At 69.7% G+C, this 21,329-nt stretch carries 20 protein-coding genes; 8 read left to right on the plus strand and 12 right to left on the minus strand.

Features of this window, described 5'->3' with window-relative positions; all coding sequences use genetic code 11:
• Nucleotides 1-10: 10 nt before the first annotated feature.
• Nucleotides 11-2,596 carry a LuxR C-terminal-related transcriptional regulator gene (locus V4U86_RS06865; RefSeq protein ID WP_395310526.1) on the minus strand — a complete coding sequence of 862 codons (2,586 nt, stop codon included), beginning with the start codon at nt 2,594-2,596 and terminating at the stop codon, nt 11-13.
• A 50-nt stretch (nt 2,597-2,646) separates the two neighbouring features.
• Nucleotides 2,647-3,870, minus strand: a complete 1,224-nt coding sequence (locus V4U86_RS06870; RefSeq protein WP_395310527.1) for an MFS transporter — start codon at nt 3,868-3,870, stop codon at nt 2,647-2,649.
• A 77-nt stretch (nt 3,871-3,947) separates the two neighbouring features.
• On the opposite strand from V4U86_RS06870, the gene V4U86_RS06875 reads away from it, so the two are divergent.
• Nucleotides 3,948-4,799 (plus strand): uracil-DNA glycosylase, encoded by an 852-nt coding sequence (locus V4U86_RS06875; RefSeq protein WP_395310528.1) that lies wholly within the window; start codon nt 3,948-3,950, stop codon nt 4,797-4,799.
• 68 nt (nt 4,800-4,867) lie between these two features.
• A complete protein-coding gene (locus tag V4U86_RS06880; RefSeq protein WP_395310529.1) occupies nt 4,868-5,920 on the plus strand; it encodes an LLM class flavin-dependent oxidoreductase in 1,053 nt (350 codons plus the stop codon).
• Here the strand turns inward: V4U86_RS06880 and V4U86_RS06885 are convergent.
• From V4U86_RS06885 to V4U86_RS06895, 3 genes are all read right to left on the minus strand, one after another.
• The gene (locus V4U86_RS06885; protein WP_395310530.1) at nt 5,917-6,372 is read right to left on the minus strand and encodes a nitroreductase family deazaflavin-dependent oxidoreductase; all 456 of its coding nucleotides are present in this window, start codon (nt 6,370-6,372) and stop codon (nt 5,917-5,919) included. The genes V4U86_RS06880 and V4U86_RS06885 overlap by 4 nt on opposite strands.
• A 5-nt stretch (nt 6,373-6,377) precedes the next feature.
• Nucleotides 6,378-6,815 carry an HIT family protein gene (locus V4U86_RS06890; protein ID WP_395311939.1) on the minus strand — a complete coding sequence of 146 codons (438 nt, stop codon included), beginning with the start codon at nt 6,813-6,815 and terminating at the stop codon, nt 6,378-6,380.
• A gap of 170 nt (nt 6,816-6,985) precedes the next feature.
• Entirely contained in the window at nt 6,986-7,477 is a 492-nt protein-coding gene (locus tag V4U86_RS06895; RefSeq protein ID WP_395310531.1) for a DNA-deoxyinosine glycosylase, read from the minus strand.
• A gap of 37 nt (nt 7,478-7,514) precedes the next feature.
• Here V4U86_RS06895 and V4U86_RS06900 point away from each other — a divergent pair, with 37 nt between their 5' ends.
• Nucleotides 7,515-8,630 (plus strand): adenylate/guanylate cyclase domain-containing protein, encoded by a 1,116-nt coding sequence (locus V4U86_RS06900; protein ID WP_395310532.1) that lies wholly within the window; start codon nt 7,515-7,517, stop codon nt 8,628-8,630.
• On the opposite strand, the gene V4U86_RS06905 is transcribed toward V4U86_RS06900, so the two are convergent.
• Both V4U86_RS06905 and V4U86_RS06910 read right to left on the minus strand, forming a co-directional pair.
• Nucleotides 8,587-10,854: a heavy metal translocating P-type ATPase gene (locus tag V4U86_RS06905; protein ID WP_395310533.1), complete on the minus strand. Its 2,268-nt coding sequence runs from the start codon at nt 10,852-10,854 to the stop codon at nt 8,587-8,589. The genes V4U86_RS06900 and V4U86_RS06905 overlap by 44 nt on opposite strands.
• A gap of 28 nt (nt 10,855-10,882) precedes the next feature.
• Nucleotides 10,883-11,092, minus strand: a complete 210-nt coding sequence (locus V4U86_RS06910) for a heavy-metal-associated domain-containing protein (protein WP_395310534.1) — start codon at nt 11,090-11,092, stop codon at nt 10,883-10,885.
• A 62-nt stretch (nt 11,093-11,154) separates the two neighbouring features.
• On the opposite strand from V4U86_RS06910, the gene V4U86_RS06915 reads away from it, so the two are divergent.
• Entirely contained in the window at nt 11,155-11,787 is a 633-nt protein-coding gene (locus V4U86_RS06915) for a DUF305 domain-containing protein (protein WP_395310535.1), read from the plus strand.
• A gap of 3 nt (nt 11,788-11,790) precedes the next feature.
• Here the strand turns inward: V4U86_RS06915 and V4U86_RS06920 are convergent, their stop codons facing one another.
• Nucleotides 11,791-12,696, minus strand: a complete 906-nt coding sequence (locus tag V4U86_RS06920) for an AIM24 family protein (RefSeq protein ID WP_395310536.1) — start codon at nt 12,694-12,696, stop codon at nt 11,791-11,793.
• A gap of 67 nt (nt 12,697-12,763) precedes the next feature.
• Here V4U86_RS06920 and V4U86_RS06925 point away from each other — a divergent pair, with 67 nt between their 5' ends.
• Nucleotides 12,764-12,967: a hypothetical protein gene (locus V4U86_RS06925; protein WP_395310537.1), complete on the plus strand. Its 204-nt coding sequence runs from the start codon at nt 12,764-12,766 to the stop codon at nt 12,965-12,967.
• Between the two features lie 63 nt (nt 12,968-13,030).
• The gene (locus V4U86_RS06930; RefSeq protein WP_395311940.1) at nt 13,031-13,561 is read left to right on the plus strand and encodes a hypothetical protein; all 531 of its coding nucleotides are present in this window, start codon (nt 13,031-13,033) and stop codon (nt 13,559-13,561) included.
• Here V4U86_RS06930 and V4U86_RS06935 read toward each other — a convergent pair.
• From V4U86_RS06935 to V4U86_RS06945, 3 genes are read right to left on the minus strand one after another with little or no spacing between them, the layout of a single operon-like run.
• Nucleotides 13,558-15,744 carry a molybdopterin-containing oxidoreductase family protein gene (locus V4U86_RS06935; RefSeq protein WP_395310538.1) on the minus strand — a complete coding sequence of 729 codons (2,187 nt, stop codon included), beginning with the start codon at nt 15,742-15,744 and terminating at the stop codon, nt 13,558-13,560. The genes V4U86_RS06930 and V4U86_RS06935 overlap by 4 nt on opposite strands.
• A 59-nt stretch (nt 15,745-15,803) precedes the next feature.
• Nucleotides 15,804-17,702, minus strand: coding sequence for an ABC transporter ATP-binding protein (locus V4U86_RS06940; protein ID WP_395311941.1), 1,899 nt, complete (start codon nt 17,700-17,702; stop codon nt 15,804-15,806).
• Nucleotides 17,703-17,719: 17 nt separating this feature from the next.
• On the minus strand, nt 17,720-19,444 hold the full coding sequence (locus V4U86_RS06945; RefSeq protein WP_395310539.1) for an ABC transporter ATP-binding protein: 1,725 nt from the start codon (nt 19,442-19,444) through the stop codon (nt 17,720-17,722).
• A 182-nt stretch (nt 19,445-19,626) separates the two neighbouring features.
• Between V4U86_RS06945 and V4U86_RS06950 the strand changes: the two genes are divergently transcribed.
• Nucleotides 19,627-20,154, plus strand: coding sequence for a DUF3558 domain-containing protein (locus tag V4U86_RS06950; RefSeq protein WP_395311942.1), 528 nt, complete (start codon nt 19,627-19,629; stop codon nt 20,152-20,154).
• Entirely contained in the window at nt 20,154-20,717 is a 564-nt protein-coding gene (locus tag V4U86_RS06955) for a DUF3558 domain-containing protein (protein WP_395311943.1), read from the plus strand. Before V4U86_RS06950 ends, V4U86_RS06955 begins: the two co-directional genes overlap by 1 nt.
• A gap of 78 nt (nt 20,718-20,795) precedes the next feature.
• Here V4U86_RS06955 and V4U86_RS06960 read toward each other — a convergent pair whose 3' ends face one another.
• A complete protein-coding gene (locus tag V4U86_RS06960; RefSeq protein ID WP_395311944.1) occupies nt 20,796-21,296 on the minus strand; it encodes a SixA phosphatase family protein in 501 nt (166 codons plus the stop codon).
• Nucleotides 21,297-21,329 lie beyond the last annotated feature (33 nt).

Consider the following 21,329-nt stretch of genomic DNA (forward strand, 5'->3'; position numbering starts at 1 on the left):
GGCCGCCAGTCTAGGGTCGACGCCTCTTGAACAGTTTGGCCAGTTCCTCCCGGCTGGTGGTGCCGGTCTTACCCATGGCCCGGTAGATGTGGCCCTCCACCGTCCGGGTGGACAAATTCAGCCGTTCGGCGATGGTCCGGTTCGGCGAATCGATCAGGGCCACCACCTCGCGCTCACGCGGGGTCAGCGGGATACGCTCGCTGGCCTGCTCCACGGCCGGGGTCATCACGCCGCACTCGGCGGCCAGCGCGTCCGCGCGGGTGGAACAGGTCAGCGCCGACCCGCGCCGGTCCTGCTGCCGATACACGATGGCGGCGTGTGCGGAGGCGTCCATGGCGGCGACGTAATCGCCGATGGACTCGAATGCATCTGCCAGAGTGCTCAATTCGTGTGCATCGTGATCCCGCATCGCGGCCGCGAACCGGGCGGCCAAGCCGGCCCGGGGACCTTCGACCAGGCCGGCCAACTCGCTCAACCGGTCCGCCTGCGTGCGGTCGCCGAGCTGCGTGGCGATCTGCCGGCACAGCACCTCGGCGGCGAACTGCCCGTCGGCCGCCGTCTTCGCGGCCGTCTCGGTCAGGATGCCGATGGCCTCGCCGACCGCGCCCTCGGCAGCCGATACCCAGGCCCGGGCCAGGCAGCGTTCGTGGTCCAGCGGCCGGAACGGGCGCTTGGCCGCGTCCAGCTTGTCCAGGATCTCGGCCGCGTCGGCGGCGCTACCGCGCATGGCGGCGGCGGTGGCCTTCGCCACGTTGTAGCGGAAACCCCAGCCGTTGGCATGATCGGCCATCGGTGCCGCTATCTGATCGAAAAGTGTTGCCGCGGAATCGACTCGGCCCTGGGCCACTGCCAGTCGGGCGGCGATCGCGGTGCCCAGCCACTGGGCGGCCCCGGGGAGCTCGGCGGCCTCCAGTCGGACCCGGTCGACGATCCGGGCGGCATCGCCGAGCCGGCCGGCCAGGATGCATGCGGTCACCTCGGTGTCGGCCAGGTTGAACCGGATGTGCGGGGTGTCGAACGCGTGAGTCGAGGTGCGGTACCCGATCGCGGTCAGCTCCAGGGCCTTGCCGGTGCGTCCGGCCTCGGCGGCGACGGTGGCCAGCGCCCAGGCTGCTTCGGACCCGACGAACTCCGGAAGATCCTGCAACGAAAGAAGTTTCGCGGAGGCATCGGCTTCGATGGGCTGGTCCATGGCGAACCAGTACACCGTCAGGAACGCGTTGAGCCAGTGCTGCCCCTCGGGCCCCAACCCGGCGGACACCTCGTCGATGTGGGCCTTCGCGTCGGCGGGCAGGCTCAGCACCCACAGCAGGTTGCTCGCGCGCAGATGCGCGAACCGGGCGCGTTCGGTGTCGCTGAGCCCGGTGGTGTCGAACTCGGCCAGCACGGTCTCGGCCTCTTGGCCGCGGAACGACCAGGACAGTGCGTGCGCGCGCAGGTAGGTGGCCTCCGGGCCCGCGCCGGCCGCCTCGGCGGCGGTGGCCAACCGCTCGGCCAGCGCCAGATCGGCCAGCCGGGTGGCACCCTGGGCCGCCCGTACCAGCAGCGCCGGGTCCGGCGTCAGATCCGAGTCGATGCTCAACGACGCGCGCCGCACCGCCACCCGCAGGTCGTCGGCGTTGGGCAGTGCGGACAGTTCGGTGGCGATCCGGCCGCGCAGCCTGCGCAACCTGGCCACCGGGGTCCGGGTACGGCGCATCTCCCCGTAGAGCGGATGTGAGACCCGGCCCTGCACCCCGCTGCCGGTCTCCTCCAGGGCGATCAGACCGCGGACGTTCGCCTCCTCGACGGCCTCGATGGAGGTGATCCGCTGCAGGATCGACAGTTCCAGCGGTTCGGCGACGGCGAGCGCGTCGACCACATCGCCGACCGCGGGGGTCAGGTCACCGAACCGCGAGTCGATGAGTTCCACCAGGCCGGTCGGCAGCACGGGCTGACCCACCCAGTGCCAGGTTCCGTCGTGCTGCTGCAACCGGCCGTCGGTCAATTCCTGCTCGACGATGTTGCGCAGGTACAGGGCGTTGCCGCGGGTCAGCTGCCAGAGCCGGCGGACGGCCTCGGCGTCCACGGGGCCCTGCAGCGCCGCGGTGAGCAGCTCGGCGCATTCCGGCTCGCGCAGCGGCCGCAGATCCAGCCGGTCGAAGGTGTGGTCCTTCCAGATTTCGCGGACGCTGTCGGGGACGGGGTCGCCGTCGCGCACAGTGAGCACCACTCGGGCCACCCGGCGCTGCACCACCTGATGCAGGACGAAGGCCGACAGGTCATCCAGCAGTTGGGCATCGTCGACGACGAGGAACGCCGGACCACCGGTGGGCGTGGCGGTGATCGCGTCGATCACCCCGCGCACCAGCTGCAGGCGGTCACCGTCGAGATGGTCGGCCCAGGCGGCGAACGCGCCCAGCGGCAGACCCCGCGCCGCTGTCGTCCCGACGATCCAGTGCGGGTTCGCCCCGGCCAGGGCCTCCCGCACGACGCGGCTCTTGCCCACGCCTGCCACCCCGGACACCACGATCCCGCTCAGCCCCGGGGCCGACACCGCGGCCCGCAGGGTGTGGACCTCCGCCGCCCTCCCCACGAGCGGCCAACTCACACGCACGTCAAAAGGGTAGGAGCGCGGGCGAGGGCGCGCAGGCCAAATGCCCAGTTCTACCGATCACGGTCGAGATCGCGCAGTGACGGCAGGCCGATGGCCAGGAGTCCGAGCAGCAGCATCGGGACCGCCAGCGCCAGGAAGGTGGTCTGCAGCCCCGCCGAATCGGCGAGCGGCCCGGCCAGCAGCAGGCCCAGCGGGCCGGCCGCATACGCCAGCGAGCCCATCACCCCGACCACCCGTCCGCGCAGGTGCTGCGGCGCGTTGGTCTGCATGACGTAGTTGTAGATCGGCTGGATGGGCCCGTAGACGAGTCCGACCACCGCCGACAGGGACAGGATCACCGGCAGCGGGGGCAGGAACGCGATGACCGTCATCGCGGCGCCCAGGGTGATGACGGCGACCAGCATGGTGGTCCGGCGCCGGACGAATCTCGCGATCACCGCGTATCCCAGCGCCCCGATCAGCCCGCCGACCGACAGGGCCATCAGTACCCACCCCAGCTGGGCAGGCTCGTCGCGGTCGGTGAAGTACTTCGGGAACAGCACGGCCTCCATCGGCATGTACAGACCCGTGACGGCGAGGTCGATGATCGCCAGCGTGCGCAGCACCTTGAGGTTCCACACGAACCTCAGGCCCTCCACCACCCCGGCCCACACCCGGTCCGGGAGCTCACTGCGGTCGGGTTTCCCGACGCCTTCGAGCCGCAGCACCGAGATCGCGGCGATGGAGCAACCGAACGCGGCCGCGGTCACCCACATGGTCTGGACACCGCCGAGGGTTGCGATCAGCACGCCGCCGATGCCCGGGCCGACGATGTAGGCCAGGTTGAACACCGCCTCGTACACGCTGTTGGCGTGATCGAGCGTCCAGCCGGCCCGTTTGGCGGCTTCGGGCAGCATCGTCTCGCGGGCGGTCATCCCGGCCGGGTCGAAGGCCGCCCCGAACGCGGCCAGAGTGGCCAGCACCGCGACGTTGACGGCGTCGGCGCCGAAGGCCAGTGCGGTCACCGGGACGGCGGCCACCGACAGCGCCGAGAGCAGGTCGGAGATCATCGAGACCCGGCGCCGGCCGATGTAGTCCACCGCGGCACCGGCGATCACCGTGGAAAACAGCAGCGGCAGCGTGCCGGCCATCGCGACCACGGAGGCTTCCACGGCGGAACCGTTGCGCTGCAGCACCAGCCAGGGGAACGCGATCATCGAGATGCCGTTGCCCGCACCGGCCATCAGCGCGGCGAACAGAATCAGGAACGCCGGCCCGCGGCTGCGTGTGTTCATGGGGTATCGCGGCGAATCTAACAGCGGATTCCGCCACTCGGCCAGCGAATTTCGAACGACCCGGCAGGATGGACTCGGTGGACCCAGAACCGCGAGACGCCGTTCTCCTGCCGCATCCCCGGACCGGGCGGCTGTTCGGATCGCCGGTGCCGCCGGGCACGGGATGGCCGGGGGACCCCGCCGCGCCGGACACCCCGGTGGCCGGCGACGCCGACGCGGTGGCGGCGCTGGCGAGCCGACTGGACACCGTCGCCGAACTGGACGCCGAGGTCAGCGTGTGCCGGGCCTGTCCACGGCTGGTCGACTGGCGGGAAGAGGTCGCCGTCACCAAGCGGCGGGCCTTCGCCGCCGAACCGTACTGGGGGCGGCCGATCGCGGGCTGGGGCGCGCGGCGGCCGAAGGTGCTGATCGTCGGGTTGGCGCCGGCCGCGCACGGGGCCAACCGGACCGGGCGGGTGTTCACCGGCGACCGGTCCGGCGATCAGCTGTTCGCCGCCCTGCACCGGGCCGGGCTGGTCAACTCGCCGCTGAGCGTGGACGCCGCGGACGGGTTGCGCGCCAAGGGGGTTCGCATCGTCGCGCCGGTCCGTTGCGCGCCGCCCGCGAACAAGCCGACACCTGCCGAGCGGGCCACCTGCGCACCCTGGTTGCAGGCCGAATGGCGGCTGATGTCCCCGCACGTACGGGTGATCGTGGCGCTCGGCGGGTTCGCCTGGCAGGTGGTGCTGGGCATGGTGGCCGACCGGCTCGTCGGGCAGCCCAAACCGGTGTTCGGGCACGCCATGCAATACCGGCTGGACCCGGGGCCGACCCTGCTGGGCTGCTATCACCCCAGCCAGCAGAACATGTTCACCGGTCGGCTCACCCCGGCGATGCTCGATGACGTCTTCACCACCGCCGCGGGATTTGCGCACATCCACCGGCGGTGAGCGCCGCCATGTGTGCGCAAATCGTGGGTCGAGGGAACGAACGCGCCGGTGCCGGCGTTGTTCGGTCAATGCGTCTTTCTGTCCTCGACCTTGTCCCGGTCCGTACCGACCAGTCCACCTCGGATGCGCTGGCGGCCACGGTGCGGCTCGCCCAGACCGCCGACCGGCTCGGCTACACCCGCTATTGGGTGGCCGAACACCACAACATGGCGTCGGTGGCCGCCACCAGCCCGCCGGTGCTGCTGGCCTACCTGGCCGCCCAGACCGACCGGGTGCGCCTGGGTTCGGGAGGGGTGATGCTGCCCAACCACGCGCCGCTGGCCGTCGCCGAACAGTTCGCGCTGCTGGAGGCCGCCGCTCCCGGCCGTGTCGACCTCGGCATCGGCCGTGCACCCGGCTCGGACCCGGTGACCTCGATGGCGCTGCGCGGGGCCCGTGCCCACAACGATGAGGACATCGAGCGCTTCCCCGAGTACCTGGATCATGTCGCCGCGCTGATGAGTGCGGGCGGGGCGCGGGTCGGCCTGTCCCGCGGCATGCTGGCCCAGCAGGACTACGTCCTCAAGGCCACCCCCGCCGCGGTCGGGGAGCCCCGGTTGTGGCTGCTGGGCTCCTCGATGTACTCCGCGCATCTGGCCGCCGCCAAGGGACTGCCGTACGTGTTCGCCAACCACTTCTCCGGGCAGGGCACCGCCGAGGCGCTGGCCACCTACCGCGCCGAGTTCCGGCCCAGTGAGCTCACCGCCGAACCGGTCACCTTCATGACCATCAACGCCTCGGTCGCGGCCACCCGGGAGGAAGCACTGCGGCTGCTGCTGCCGAACCTGCAGATGATGGCCCGGTTGCGGACCGGGCGCCCGCTGGGTCCGCTCGACCTCGTCGAGGACGCCGAGGCCGCCGACCTCTCCGCGCAGGAACAGCTCATCGTGGACTCCGGCCTGGCCCGCACCGTGGTCGGCGACCCGGCCGAGGCCGCCGATCAGATCCGTTCGGTGGCAGCACAATTCGACGTCGACGAGGTGATGGTCTCGCCGGTCGCCTCGGCGTTCCGCGGCACCGACGCGCGCACCGCCCCCGGCCGGGACCAGACGCTGGAACTGCTGGCCAAGGAACTGCTCTAGCGGTTCGGGGTGAGCACCACGACCGGGATGGGCCGGGTGGTGCGCTTCTGGTAGCCGATGTAGCGGTCCTTGTTGCCGCGCATGTTGTTCACCAGCTTCCACAGCCGCGGGAAATCCGGGTCGTCGGGGAAGACCGCCCGGGCGGTGACCGGGATCCGTTTGGGGCCGACGTTGATCTCCACCTGCGGGTTCTTCTTCAGGTTGTGGTACCAGCCCGGCGCCTTCGGCTCCCCGCCCTTGGAGGCCACCACCAGGTAGTTCTCCCCGTCGCGGGCGTAGGTCAGCGAGTTCGCCCGGGCCAGCCCGGTCTTGGCGCCGACGGTGTGCAGGATCAGCGCCGACGGACCGAACGGAATGGTGTGTCCGATCCGCCCGTCGGTCGCCTTGTAGACCTTGTCGTGCAGCAGCAACAACGGCAGTCCGATGTACTTTTCCCACGGAGGCATGCTCATGCCGTTCAATCCTGCGTGGCTTCGTCGAGTTGCGCCAGTGCCGCACGGAGTAGCCGTCCGGATTCCTCACGGTCGGCGTCCCGGCGCACCAGCATGCCCTTGGCGAAGGACAGTTTGTCGCCGCGGTGCCGGGGCACCACGTGCAGATGGATGTGGAACACGCTCTGAAAGGCCGCCTTGCCGTCGTTGATGGCGATGTTGTTGCCGTCGGCGTGCAGGCCCGAGATCCGGGCGGCCCGCGCGATGCGCTGCCCCAGGGCAGCCATCGCGGCCACCGTTTCCGGTGGGGTGTCGGTCAGATCGACCGTGTGCTGCTTGGGGAACACCAGGGTGTGGCCGCGGGTGAACGGCCGGATGTCGAGGATCGCCAGCAGATCCTCGTCCTCGTAGACGCGGATGGCGGGGGCGTCACCGGCGGTGATCGCGCAGAACACGCAGGACATCAGGCCACGGTAGCCGCTGTGGGTGGTCCGCAGTTCCGCCATGGGACTGTTCGGTGGCGGCGACGCGGATCTGCGCCGCCGCGTACAGGAGCTGGAACGCCGGGTGGCCGCGCTGGAACGCGCACCGGGCTCGGCCTGTGTGCGGCCAAGGACGTGGTGGACGGGCTGGCCTAACCGCCCAGTGCCGTCCGCCAGTGTGCGAGTTTGTCGGCGTAGGCCATTGTCTGCGCGGGACTCGTCGATGGCACCCGGACGCTGGTGATCGGGGGCGCGTCCCGGACGAGCCGCCGGTAGTTCGCCTCGGCGGCGGCACCGTTGAACACCACCAGAGCGATCTGCGGGTGCTCGGTGAGGAAGGTGCGGAAATCGTTTGCCACCATGCTGTCCCGTTCGACCGCGGAATCCAGACTGCCGGCGCGGCGGCAGGCCGCCAGCACATCCCAGACCGCGAGGTCGGGTGCGGTGAGTGCGGCGACCCGGTCCGGGTAGGGCGCCTGCGAGTCGAATTCCAGGATGTCGGCGACGATCCGCCAGAACGCATTGCGCGGGTTGCCGTAGTACTGCCCCGACGCCAGCGACAGCACGCTGGGCATATTGCCCAGGATCAGGGTGCGCGGTGTCGGCCCGGTGAGCGGCGGCAGCCCCCGCAACAGGTCGGTCACACCTCGATGATGCCCCGGCCCGGTATAGGTTGGCCCGGTGGGTGCGGACTTCGACATCGAGTCATCCGGGCTGCTCGACGGGCTCGAAGGCAAGGCCAGAGCCGAGCGCGCCGAACTCATCCCGTGGCTGCTCGCGCACGGTGTGACCGTCGAGCAGATCCGGGAGTCCTACGCGCCGGTGCTGCTGGCGTCGCGACGCGTCCTCGGTGACGACGGCGAGTACGTCTCGGCGCGACAGATAGCCGCGAGCACCGGAATCGACCTGGCTCTGCTGCAGCGGCTTCAGCGGGTGCTCGGGCTGCCCAGGGTCGACGATCCCGACGCGCCGGCCCATCTCCGAACCGATGGTGAGATCGCGGGGTATGCACAGCAGTTCGTCGAGATGGGCATCGACGAGGACAATCTGGTGATGGTGGTGCGTGCGCTGGCCGATGGGCTGGCCAAGACCGCCGAGGCGATGCGGTTCACCTCGATGTCGGCGGTGATGGCGCCCGGTGTCACCGAGCTGGAGGTGGCTGCTTCCTCCGAAGCGCTTCTGCAACAAGTGAATCCGCTCCTCGGGCCGATGATCGAGGACATGCTGCGCCTCGAGCTTCGGCGCACCATGGAGACCGAGGCGGTCACCGCGGGGGAGCGCGCCGAGGGCCGGCCGTTGCCGGGCGCCCGCCATGTCAGTGTGGCGTTCGCCGACCTGGTGGGTTTCACCCGGCTGGGGGAGGCGGTGCCGCCCGAGGAGTTGGAGGGGCTGGCCAATCGCCTCGTCGGGCTCACCCACGAGGTGGTGGCCCCGCCGGTCCGGTTCATCAAATCGATCGGCGATGCGGTGATGCTGGTCAGCCCCGAGCCCGGACCGCTGCTGGCCGCGACGCTGTCCTTGCTGGACGCGGCGGCCGCCGACGAGGATTTCCCCCGGCTGCGGGTGGGCCTGGCATCCGGGATGGCCGTCAGCCGGGCCGGCGACTGGTTCGGCAGTCCGGTCAATCTGGCCAGCCGGGTGACCGGCGCGGCCCGCCCCGGTGCGGTGCTGGTCACCGAGGAGGTACGCGCGGAGGTCGGCGAGGACGCCGGTATCGAATGGTCCTTCGCCGGAGCCAAACGACTCAAGGGCATCAAGGACGATGTGAAACTGTTCCGGGCACGCCGGACGCGGTAGACGAGAACCGCCGCAGCCGAAGGCTGTTCGTCACCACGAACACCGAGCTGAAGGCCATCGCGGCCCCGGCGATCAGCGGGTTGAGCAGCCCGACCGCGGCCAGCGGCAGCGCCGCGACGTTGTAGGCGAACGCCCAGAACAGGTTGCCCTTGATGGTGCCCAGCGTCGCGCGGGACAGCCGGATGGCGTCGACCGCCGCCCGCAGATCGCCGCGCACCAATGTCAGATCGGAGGCCTCGATCGCGACGTCGGTGCCGGTGCCCATGGCCAGCCCCAGGTCGGCCTGGGCGAGGGCCGCGGCATCGTTGACGCCGTCACCGACCATCGCGACCACCCGGCCGTCGGCCTGCAATCGTTTGATCTCGTCGACCTTGCCGGCCGGCAACACATCGGCGACCACCCGTTCGATCCCGAGTTGGGCGGCCACCGCCTCGGCGGCCCGGCGGTTGTCCCCGGTCAGCAGCACCGGAGTGAGGCCGAGTGCTCGGAAACCCGAAATGGCTTCGGCGGCAGTGTCCTTGATGGTGTCGGCCACCACCACGACGGCGCGGATCTGACCGTCGGACGCGAACCAGATTGGCGTATGTCCTTGTGCGGCAGCCGCATCGGCGGCCGCGAGGAGTTCCTCCGGCGGTGTCAGCGACCAGTCCTCACGCAGCCAGGCGACCCGGCCGGCGGCCACCGCGTGGCCCTCGACCACACCGGCGACGCCGAGGCCGCCGTGATTGCGGAAGTCGGTGACCTCCGGCAGTGATCCGTGTTCGGCGGCGTAACCGGCGACCGCGCGGGCGATCGGGTGCTCGGAGCCGTGCTCCAGCGCGCCGACCAGCCGGACGATGTCTCCGCGGGATTCGCCGGAGGCCAGGTGCACGTCGACCACCGACATCCGGCCGGTGGTCACCGTTCCGGTCTTGTCCAGCACCACGGTGTCGATCCGCCGGGTGGATTCCAGCATCTGCGGGCCCTTGATCAAGATGCCCAACTGGGCTCCGCGGCCGGTGCCCACCAGCAGCGCGGTCGGGGTGGCCAGTCCGAGGGCACACGGGCAGGCGATGATCAGGACGGCGACGGCGGCGGTGAACGCCGCGGCGACCGAACCGTCTCCGAAGAACAGCCAGCCCAGCAGGGTCAGCACCGACAGCGCCATCACGATCGGCACGAACACCGCCGATACCCGGTCGGCGAGGCGCTGCACCTCGGCCTTGCCGCTCTGCGCCTCGGTGACCAGCCGGGCCATCTGGGCCAGCTGGGTGTCGGCGCCGATGTGGGTGGCCCGCACCTGCAGTCGGCCGCCCACGTTCACCGTCGCACCGACGACGGCGTCTCCCTCGCCGACCTCGACGGGCACCGGTTCCCCGGTGAGCATCGAGGTGTCCACGGCCGAGGTGCCGGCGATGACGACGCCGTCGGTGGCGATCTTCTCGCCCGGGCGCACCACGAAGACGTCCCCGATGGCGAGTTGACTTATCGCAACACGTGTTTCGGTGCCGTTGCGCAGTACCGCGACGTCCTTGGCTCCCATGTGCAGCAGTGCTTTGAGCGCGGCGCCGGACTGCCGTTTGGCGCGCGACTCGAAGTACCGGCCGGCGAGCAGGAAGGTGGTGACGGCCGCCGCCACCTCCAGATACAGATGGGGTTCGGAGCTGGTCGAGATCAGCTCGAAGGGCATCTTCATGCCGGGCATGCCGGCGTGGGTGAAGAACAGCGCCCACACCGACCAGGCGTACGCCGCGATCACACCGACCGAAATCAGGGTGTCCATCGTCGCCGCGCCGTGCCGCAGGTTGGTCCAGGCGGCGCGGTGGAACGGCCAGGCGCCCCACACCACCACCGGGGAGGCCAGCGTGAACGCCAGCCACTGCCAGTTGTTGAACTGCAGTGCCGGGATCATGGACAGCAGCACGACCGGGATGGCCAGTGCCGCCGAGATCAGCAGACGTTGGCGCCACGGCGCGGACTCGTCGGGTTCATTGCCTTCGGTGTCGGCGGATTCAGCGGCCGCGTCGGACCCGGTCTCGGCGGGCAGCGCCGCGGTGTACCCGGTGGCCTCGACCGCAGCGACCAGCTCGTCGGGGGAGACGGTGTCGGGGAAGTCGACGCGGGCCTGTTCGGTGGCGAAGTTCACGCTGGCCTGCACGCCGTCGATGCGATTGAGTCGCTTCTCGATCCGTGCCGCGCAGGACGCGCAGGTCATCCCGCCGACATCGAGGGTGAGGGTGCTCATGGCTTGCCTCCCGTTTGTTTGGGCTTACTCAGGCCGACACCGCGGGACTCACGTCATAACCGGCGTCTTCGATCGCCGCGATGACGGCCGCGCTGTCGGGGGTGCCGTCCACCGTGACCTGCCCGGCGGCCAGGTCGACGTCGACCGCGCTGACACCGGGCAACGGGGAGACCACGGTGGTGATCGTCGACACGCAGTGTCCGCAACTCATACCTTGGACCTTGAGAACGATGCTCATGTCCCCATGGTATACCGGTAGGGGGTATGGGTAAATGTCTATGTGGTGCGAGGAGAGACACAATGCGCAAACCGGCCATCATGGTCGCGACAGCGGCGGCCGCCGCCCTGATCGCGGCAGGCTGTTCCGACCAGTCCGCTCAGACCGGCGACGACGGGCACACCGAGCATGACCACGGAACCAGTCAACACAGCGGTACCGGGGCCAGTCCGGGCCCGGCCGGCGGCGCTGCGGAGGGCGCGCACAATGGCGAGGACGTCATGTTCGCCCAGCACATGATTCCGCACCACAGCCAGGCCGTGGAGATGTCGGACATCCTGTTGGCCAAGCAGGATGTCGACCCGCGCGTTCGCGAACTCGCCGAGGAGATCAAGGCCGCGCAGGCTCCCGAGATCGAGCAGATGCAGGGCTGGCTGAATGATTGGGGCAACCCGCCCATGCCGGCGATGGACCACGGCTCGATGGAAGGCATGGTGGCGCCCGCGGATATCGAGAAGCTGCGGTCGGCGTCGGGCACCGAGGCCGCCAAGCTCTTCCTGAACCAGATGATCGGCCACCACGAGGGCGCGATCACCATGGCGCAGAACGAGATCGACGGCGGTCAGCACGAACCTGCGATCACCATGGCCCGCGCGATCATCGACAGCCAGCAGCGGGAGATCGACGAGATGAAACAGATCCTGGGGTCGCTGTAGCGGCTACTGGACCGGGATCGTGACCCCTTCGGAGGGTTGCACGATCACGAAGCCGTGACCGTGGAAGGCGACCTGCAGCGCCTCGCCGGACCCGCGACCGATCAGGGCGCCGGCCTTGAAGCTGGTCTTGAGCTGGGTCTGGAGGTTCGCCGACCACGCCACCACCGCATTGGTGTCGGCGTAGGTCGGCGCCTCGGCGGCATTCAGGACCACCGGCGGACCGTCGGTGGTCAGCGCGACCCAGCCGCTGCCGCGCAGCGTGGTGTTGAACAATCCGCCGGTGGCGATGCTGCCGCCCCGGACCCGCTCGATGTTCCAGTCCAGGCTCGTCGAGAACGCGAGCACGTTCTTGCCGCTGATGGACAGTCCGGAATCGGTCAGGTGCAACAGATGGACGTAGTTGGCCTGATCGGCCAGGAAGACATCGCCCTGGCCCTGGCAACGCATCAACGGCAGCCCTTCGCCGGTGAAGGCCTTCTTCAGGAATCGGCCCGCGCCACCACCTTCGAAGGCGAATTCCACGTTGCCCTGATAGGCGACCATCGAGCCCTGTCGGGCCATGAACGGTTCGCCGAGGCGTACCCGTAGCAGCTTCTCGTTCTGGTTGGCGATCGCGGCAGATTCCTTCTCGCTGAACCGGCCGTCGATGAGGTCGCCGGTGATACCGGCGAACCCGTCACCCGCCGGCTGTGCCGGGGCGGGCTGACGGACCTCAGGCTGCGGTGCGCCGTAGCCCTGTGCGTCGTAGCCGTGTCCGCCGGGGTGTTGCGGTTCAGCCGGCTGCGGTGCGCCGCCCAGCGGTGCCCGGCCGATCTGGCCCTGATGGGACACCTGATCGGTCCAGTTCTGACCATCGTGCCAGCGGTACTCGTAGCGACCCTCGGGATCCCGCAACCATTGACCACTCACGTGCGCTCCTCAATTTCGCCGCCGATTCATCCCGTACAGCACCACCATAGGCTGGCATCCTGGCCGTATGGCTGCAGACGAAATCGACCGCGTGCGCGCGAAGAGCGCACTTGACGTGCTCAAACAGCATCCGGGCATGGTGTTGTTCCTGGCCTCCCCGGGGATCATCGCCCTCGCCGCGGTGTGGTGGCTGGCCGGGCCCGGATGGGCGGGATTACTGCTGGTCGCACTCGTGCTGGCCGGTGGTCTGGCGCTGCTCCGCCGGAGGTAGCTCGCCGGAGGTTTCGCCGTGCGTGAACGCCCCCACCGGCGGTTGTAACGGTGTAATCATGTAATCACGAAACGCCATCATCATGCGCGGCGCGGTACCGACGACGCCGCCTCCGATATCGCCGACTGGTTCGCCGGGCGCCTGCCCGACGCCTGGTTCACCGGTGATCCGACCGTCGTGGTCGACCGCGAAGAAATCACGGTCATCGGGCAGTTGCCCGAGGCCGGCGAGCAGGAGAGTGCGGCCCGGGCATCCGGGCGGGTCGCGAAGTTCCGTGAAGAGACCCGCGGCGAGCGGATGCGCATCGCCGACGAGGCCCAGGACCGGTTCGGTCGCAAGGTGTCCTGGGGTGTGCAGGCCGGTGAGGAACGCACCTTGTTCACCCACATCGCCGTGCCGGTGATGACCAGACTCAAACAGCCGGAACGCCAGGTGCTGGACACCCTCGTCGACGCCGGTGTGGCCCGGTCCCGGTCGGACGCGCTGGCCTGGTCGGTCAAGTTGGTCGGGCAGCACACCGAGGATTGGCTGGCCCGGCTGCGGGAGGCGATGACCGCGGTCGATGACGTTCGCGCGGAGGGTCCCGACCTCTAGGGCTCGGCGATTCGCTCGACGCGGACGCGGCAGCCGCCCAGCGCCGAGGTCTGCGAGAGCGGATCCAGTGCAGCGGCATCGACCAGCAGATTGCGGTTGACGCCGTAGACCTGCGGCGGCGCACCGGACCGCGGATCGAAAACCCTTGAGCCCCAGCCGTGTTCGATGACCACCAATCCGCGGCGGGGCCGGTCCGACAATGCCGCGGTGAGCCCTACCGTACCCACCGCCGAGCGCACCCGGACCTGCTCGCCGTCCTCGATGCCCAGCATGGCGGCATCCGCGGGGTGGATGAACACGACGTTGCGCTTGCCCGCCGGGTGCAACCCGGGCAACTCGTTGAGCCAGGAGTTCATGGCATGGCGGTTGCGCCGGTTGCCCAGCAGGAATGGGAATTCCGCGCTGTGCCCGGCGGGGGCGGGCGCGGCCAGTAGTTCGCGGGTCCGCGTCAGGAACTCCGGCGGGGCGAGGGCCACCAGCTTGTCCGGGGTGCGCAATGCGTCGCGGAAGTGTCCGTACTCGCGCGGGCCGAGCACCAGACCGTGCGGATTGTCCCGCAGATCCCGCCATCTCAGCCTGCGGCCGTTGACCTTCCGCGATGTCGCGATCATCAGCCGGTCGATCCAGCGCGGATTGAACGACAGTCCTTCTCGTCCCGACCACGCCGCGACCCGGCGGCTGGCCCGGATGAAGCCGTTCAGGCCGCGGGCGCCGAACAGCGGGCGCTTCATGGCCAGCGCCAGGTCGACGAAGATCCGCCACTCCTCGCGGGCCTGCGCCGGCGGGGCCACCGCCCGGGCGCCGAACTGGACGAACGGCTCGTCGTGCATGCCGCTGGTGAACGCCAGGAGATCCTCGCGCTCCAGCCAGTGCACCGCGGGCAGCAGCCAATCCGCGTGGCGGTGACTCTCCCGCTGCACGAAATCGATGGCCACCAACAGATCCAACTGCTGCAGCGCCGCATCGAGCCGGGCGCCGTCGGGTCCGGCGATCACCGGGTTGCCGGAATTGATCACCAGCGCCCGGAGCCGGCCGGGACCGGGTGTGGTGATCTCGTCGGGCAGCTCGGCCAGCGCGTGCGCACCGGCCACCATCTCGCGCCCGGCGACCCGGCTGCGGTGTGGCGGTGCCTGCGCCAGACCGGCGAGGCGCAGCGTATCGACGTAGCCGGGCTCGAACCGCCGGCCGCCGGGCCGGTCCATCCGGCCGGTGATCACGTTGAGCACATGGCCCAGCCATTCGGCGACGGTTCCCGCTTCCTGCAGCGACACGCCGGTCCGGGTGATCACCATGCCCGTCCGGGCGGTGGCGAAATCACGGGCCACGCACTCGATCTGGTCCCTGGGGATATCGGCGCGGGCGGCCAGATCGGTCAGCTCGGCCGCCGCCACCAGGGCGCGGAGGTCGGGTGCGCCGGTGGCCAACTCGGTGCAGTCGCGGTGCTGCAGGCCCGCGTCCAGGATGACCTTCACCATGGCCAGCAGCAGCGCCCAGTCCTGGCCCGGGCGCACCGCGAGGTGGACATCGGCCCTGTCGGCGGATTCGGTGCGCACCGGGTCGACCACCACGATCCGGGCGCCGCCGCGCTGCCGCTCCAGTGCGCGACGCCACCCGCCCGGCGCAGATTCCAGCCAATTCCAGGCACTGACAGCGGGATTCGCACCGACCAGCAGGAAGAAATCGCAGTCGTCGATATCGGAGACCGGCACCATCAGCGGCGATCCGTACATCGCCTGGGCCACCACGTGCACCGCGTTCTGGTCGACAGAGCCGACGGCGTAGCGGTTGTGCGTGCCGACCGCGTCCAGCCAGCCGTTCATGAAGACGAGGTTCGACGACGAGTACCCGGCCGGGTTGCCGTAATAGGCGCCGACGGCCTCCGGGCCGTCCGAGTCGATCAGTGCGTTCATCCGGTCGGCGATGTCGCGCAATGCCTCCGACCAGTCGGCTTCGACGTAACCGTCGCCGACGCGGCGCATCGGCGCCAGGATGCGGCGGGGGTGCTCGACCACCTCCGCGGCGGTGCGGCCCTTCGCGCAGAAGTCGTGCCGGCTGTGCGGGTTGCGCTTGTCGGCGGCGATCTTGCGGACCCGGTTGTCCTCGACGGTGACCTCCACACCGCAGGTGGCCAGGCAGTACCGGCAGAAGGTGTGCACCGTCGTCACGGATTCGGGCCCGGCCATATCTGCATACTGCGCAGCCGGTCCGGTGCTTGTCCGCCGATTGCGAATGAGCAGAGTGCTCAGGCGGGTCTGTTCCCCGTCGCTTCGCTCGCCCCGACCGCCATGGACCAGTACTCGCCGTGCCGGGCCAGCAGTTCGGCGTGCGTACCCCGCTCCACGATGCGCCCGGCCTCCATCACCAGGATCTGATCGGCGTCGCGGATGGTGGACAACCGGTGCGCGATGATGAAACTGGTCCTGTCCCGCCGTAATTCGGCCATCGCCTGCTGGATCAGCAGTTCGGTGCGGGTGTCCACCGAACTGGTCGCCTCGTCCAGGATCAGCAGCTGCGGCTGCGCCAGCACCGCCCGGGCGATGGTGATCAACTGTTTCTCACCGGCGCTGATCGCGCCGCCGTCGTCGCCGACCCGGGTGTGATAGCCCTCGGGCAGGGTCTGCACGAACCGTTCCACGTGCGCGGTCCGGGCCGCCTCGTGGACCTCCTCGGCGGTGGCATCGGGCCGGCCGTAGGCGATGTTGTCGTAGATGGTGCCGCCGAACAACCAGGTGTCCTGCAGCACCATCCCGATCCGGGCGCGCAGAGCCTGGCGCGGCATGGTCGCGATGTCGACGCCGTCGATCGTGATCCGCCCGGCGTCGAGGTCGTAGAACCGCATCAGCAGGTTGACCAGTGTGGTCTTGCCCGCGCCGGTGGGCCCGACGATGGCCACCGTGGCACCGGGTTCGGCGATCAGGGACAGATCCTCGATCACCGGGGTGCCGGGCCGGTAGGAGAACGACACGTGCTCGAACGCCACCCGGCCCGCCGCCGTGGACCGGGCCGTCGGCGCATCCGGTGCCCCGGATTCCTCGGGTGCATCGAGCAGGTCGAAAATGCGTTCGGCGCTGGCGATCCCGGACTGCAGCGAGTTGTACATCGACGCGACCTGGGTCAGCGGCTGATTGAACTGGCGGACGTACTGGATGAAGGCCTGGATGCTGCCCAGCGTGATCTGCCCGGTGGCGACCTGGATGCCGCCGACCACCGCGACGGCGACGTAACTCAGATTGCCGATGAACGTGGTGGCCGGGGACACCAGCCCGGACAGGAACTGCGCACCCAGGCTGGCCCGGCACACCTCCCCGTTCAACTCGTCGAACTTCTCGACCGCGGCCGCCCGGTGCCCGTAGGTCTTCACCACGGTGAAACCGCTGTAGGTCTCCTCGATGTGCGCATTGAGCCGCCCGGTGTTGGTCCACTGCGCGACGAACAGCTTCTGGGAACGGCGGGCGATGGCCCGGGTGGCCAGCAGCGAAGCCGGCACCGTCACCACGGTGATCAGCGTCAGCAGCGGCGAGATCGTCACCATCATGACCAGCACCGCCACCACCGTCAGCAGCGAGGTGAGCAGCTGGCTGATCGTCATGGCCAGGGAGGACTGCACGTTGTCGACATCGTTGGTGACCCGGCTGAGCAGTTCGCCGCGCTGTCGGCCGTCGACGTAGGACAGCGGCAGGCGGTGCACCTTGTGCTCGATCTCCGTGCGTATGGCGGCCATCGTGCGCTGCACCACCACGTTGAGGATGCGGGCCTGCATCCAGACCAGCAGTGCGGCAATCAGATACAGGCCCAGCGCCAGCAGCAGTGTGTGCGCGACGGCGGTGAAGTCGACGCCTCGGCCGGGTGTCACGTTCATGCCGGAGAGCAGATCGGCGAACGTACTGTCGCCGCGGGCCCGGGCGGCTTCGATGGCCTGCTCCTTGGTCAGCCCGGCCGGCAGCTCACGCCCGATGACGCCGTTGAACAGCAGATCGGTGGCGTGGCCGAGGATCCGCGGACCGATCACCCCGATCGCTATCCCGCCGATGGCCAGCGCGATCACCAGCGCGGTCAGCCTGCGTTGCGGGGCCAGCCTTTTCAGCAGTCGGATGGCCGAGCCCTTGAAATCGCGGGACCGGGCCTTGGGCGGTTCGGCCATGCCGCGGATCGGGCGCGTCACGCGTTCACCGACTGGGAGTCCACGAACTCGATATAGGTAGGGCAGTCCGTGCGCAACGATTCGTGGGTGCCCGCGCCGACCACCCGGCCGTCCTCCAGCACGATCACCTGATCGGCCTGCGCCACCGTCGCGATCCGCTGCGACACGATGATCACCGTGGCCTGCGCCGAGACCTCCAGCAGCGCGGCCCGGACCCGGGCGTCGGTGCGCACGTCCAATGCCGAGAAGGCATCGTCGAACAGGTAGACCGCCGGCCTGCGGACCACCGCACGGGCGATGGCCAGCCGCTGACGCTGACCACCGGAGAAGTTGATCCCGCCCTGGGCGACACGCATCTGCAGGCCGTCCGGGTGCGCGCGCACGAAATCGTCGGCGGCGGCCACCCGCAGCGCGTCCCACATCTCCTCTTCGGTGGCCGTCGCCTTGCCGTACCGCAGATTGTCGGCGACGGTCCCGGAGAACAGATACCCCCGCTGGGGCACCAATCCGATTGCCGCCCACAGATCTTCCGGGTCGAAGGAGCGCACGTCCAGACCGTCGAGCCGGACGGCACCGCCGGTGACGTCATAGAGCCTGCTGATCAGCGCCAGCAGCGTGGACTTGCCCGAACCGGTGCTGCCCACGATCGCGGTGACGGTGCCGGGCCGGGCGTGCAGCGACACCTCCTGTACCACCGCACGGTCGGCGCCCGGGTAACTGAAGGTGGCGCCGTCCAGGCGCACCTGCCCGGTGACGCCGGCGAGCGCGACCGGGTCCGGCGGCGCGGTGATCTCCGGCTCGGTGCCCAGCACCTCGGTGATCCGCTCGGCGCACGCGGACGCGCGGGGCAGCAGCACCACCAGGAAGGTGGCCAGCAGCACCGCCATCAGGATCTGCATGAAATACGCCAGGAAGGCGATCAGCGACCCCACCTGCATCTGCCCGGCGTCGATGCGCTGCCCGCCGAACCAGATCAGCGCGACGCTGGAGACGTTGATCACCAGCGTGGTGACCGGCAGCATCAGCGCCTGCCAGCGGCCCGCGGTCAGGGCGGTGTCGGTCAGCGCCCGGTTGGCCTCCTCGAACCGGGCGTGCTCCAGCGGCTCGCGGGCGAACGCGCGCACCACCCGGATCCCGGCGAGCTGTTCGCGCATCACCCGGTTGATGTTGTCGATGACGCGCTGCATGGTCCGGAAGATCGGCATCAGCCGCGACACCAGCCACCAGTTGGCCAGCGCCAGGATCGGCACGCTGACCAGCAGCAGCCAGGACAACCCGGCGTCTTGGTGGATGGCCATGGCGATACCGCCGATGCCCATGATCGGCGCGGTGATCAGCATGGTGGCCGTCATCTGCACCAGCAACTGGATCTGCTGGACATCGTTGGTGGTGCGGGTCAACAGGGTCGGCGCGCCGAATCGGGCCGTCTCCACGGCGGAGAAGCCGAGCACCCGGGTGAAGATCGCCGACCGCAGATCCCGGCCGAACCCCATGCTGGCCCGGGACCCGAAGAACACCGCGCCGACGGCGCACACCACCTGCAGCGCCGTCACGGCCAGCATCACCAGGCCCAGGTGCACGATCCGTGCGGTGTCGCCGACCGCGACGCCCTCGTCGATGATCGCGGCGTTGACGGTCGGCAGGTACAGCGATGCCAGCGTGCTGACCACCTGGAGGGTGGCGACGACGGCGAGCAGCCCGCGGTACGGCTGCACGTATCGGCGCAGCAGGGCGAGCAGCATCTGGCTACTGTCGCACACCGGCCTGTCGGCGCAGCTGTAGGCCACGATGCCGGGCCGGGACACGAAATTGCAGGTCAATCCGTAATTCAGCGGTTCCTCAGCGGGTGGCGGCTACAGTGCATGTCGTGATTCCCAGAAGCGGCCCTGCCAGCGCCCACGGCCGGCTCAGTCGTGCGGCGAAGATGCTGGTGACCGCCGTTGCGGTGCTTCCCGTGGTGGCGGCCTGCTCCGATTCCGAGAGCCCGAGTACCCCGTCGGTGCCCCCGACCGTCGAGTCGGCACCCGAGGCCCAGCACGGCCCGGTGTTCCCGGAATGCGGCGGTATCAGTGACCAGACCGTCTCGCAGTTGACCGAGGTCGTCGGGCTGGTGAACACGGCGCGCACCTCGGTGGGCTGCCAGTGGCTGGCCGGCGGCGGGATCGTCGGCCCGCACTTCTCGTTCACCCACTTCCGCGGCAGCCCGATCGGGCGGGAACGCAAGACCGAGGAACTGTCCCGCGCCAGCGTCGAGGACATCAACGTCGAGGGCCACGACGGGTTCATCGCGATCGGCGAGGACCTGGTGCTCGGCCCCAGCCTGTGCGAGATCGGCATCCAGTTCGACGACGACTTCATCGAATGGTCGGTCAGCTTCGCCCAGAAGCCGTACCCGGACGCCTGCGAAGTCGCCAAGGAACTGACCCGCCAATCGATTGTGAACGCCAAATGATGGGCCGCGCCGTGAAACGTCCGCTGACCGTGGTGGTCGCGCTGCTGGCGGCGCTGACCATGGTGCTCGGCGTGGGCTGCTCGCGTTCGGTGGACGGGACGGCGGCCAAGGCGGGCTCCGGCAGCGCCGGGCCGCGCAACAACGACTCGGAGAAGACCTACCCGAACCTGCTCAAGGAATGCGACGTCCTCACCGAGGACATCCTGGCCGAGACGGTCGGGGCGGACCCGCTGGACATCCAGAGCACCTTCGTCGGCGCGGTGTGCCGCTGGCAGGCCGCCAACCCGTCCGGGCTGGTCGACATCACCCGGTTCTGGTTCGAGCTGGGCAGCCTGGACAACGAGCGCACCGTCGCCGAGGCGATGAAGTTCCCGATCGAGGAGCGCCGGGTCGCCGGTGTGCAATCGATCGTGATGAAGAACCCGGCCGCCAACGGCGCGTGCGGGGTGGCCAGCGACGCCAGCGGTGTCGTCGGCTGGTGGGTGAACCCGCAGGCGCCCGGTATCGACGCCTGCGCGATGGCGATCAAGCTGATGGAACTGACGCTGGCCACCAACTCTTAGATCCTGCGCTCGGCGAGATCGACGCTGCTGCGTCCGGACGGCACCTGAGGCCGCGAAAGCGTCGATCTCGGCCGTGGGTCAGCGCGGCACGTGGAACTCGGTGAGCCGTGCGCCGCCCAACTCGAGCTCGGCCCACGATCCCGGCACCCGCAGCACCGCCAGCGCCGAGGTCGGGTACTTCGACTCGATCCCGGCCACCGCTCCGGGCTCACTGCTGTCGTCGGCCAGCGCGAGCGCCAGCCCGGACATCACCGGCTCGTGCCCGATCACCAGTAGCGTCTGCACATCGTCGGCGACGGCGTTGATCTCGGCCAGCACGATGCCCGGGGTGGCGTCATAGATCCGGTCGACGAAACTCACCGGCGCCCCGATCCCGGTGCGCTCCAGCGTCTGCCGGGTCCGGGTGGCCGTGGAGCACAACACCGCGTCGATGGCGGGCAGCTCTGCACGCAACCAGTCGCCGGCGAGACCGGCCTCGCGGACACCGCGCGCCGCGAGCGGGCGGTCGTGGTCGGCGACCCCGCCCGGGTAGTCGGATTTGGCGTGCCGCAGCAGCACAAGGGTTCTCATCTCAATCAGGCTAGGCCATGCCGGGGCACGTCCCCGGACTTG

The organism is Mycobacterium sp. AMU20-3851 (assembly GCF_043974665.1).
Lineage (GTDB): Bacteria > Actinomycetota > Actinomycetes > Mycobacteriales > Mycobacteriaceae > Mycobacterium.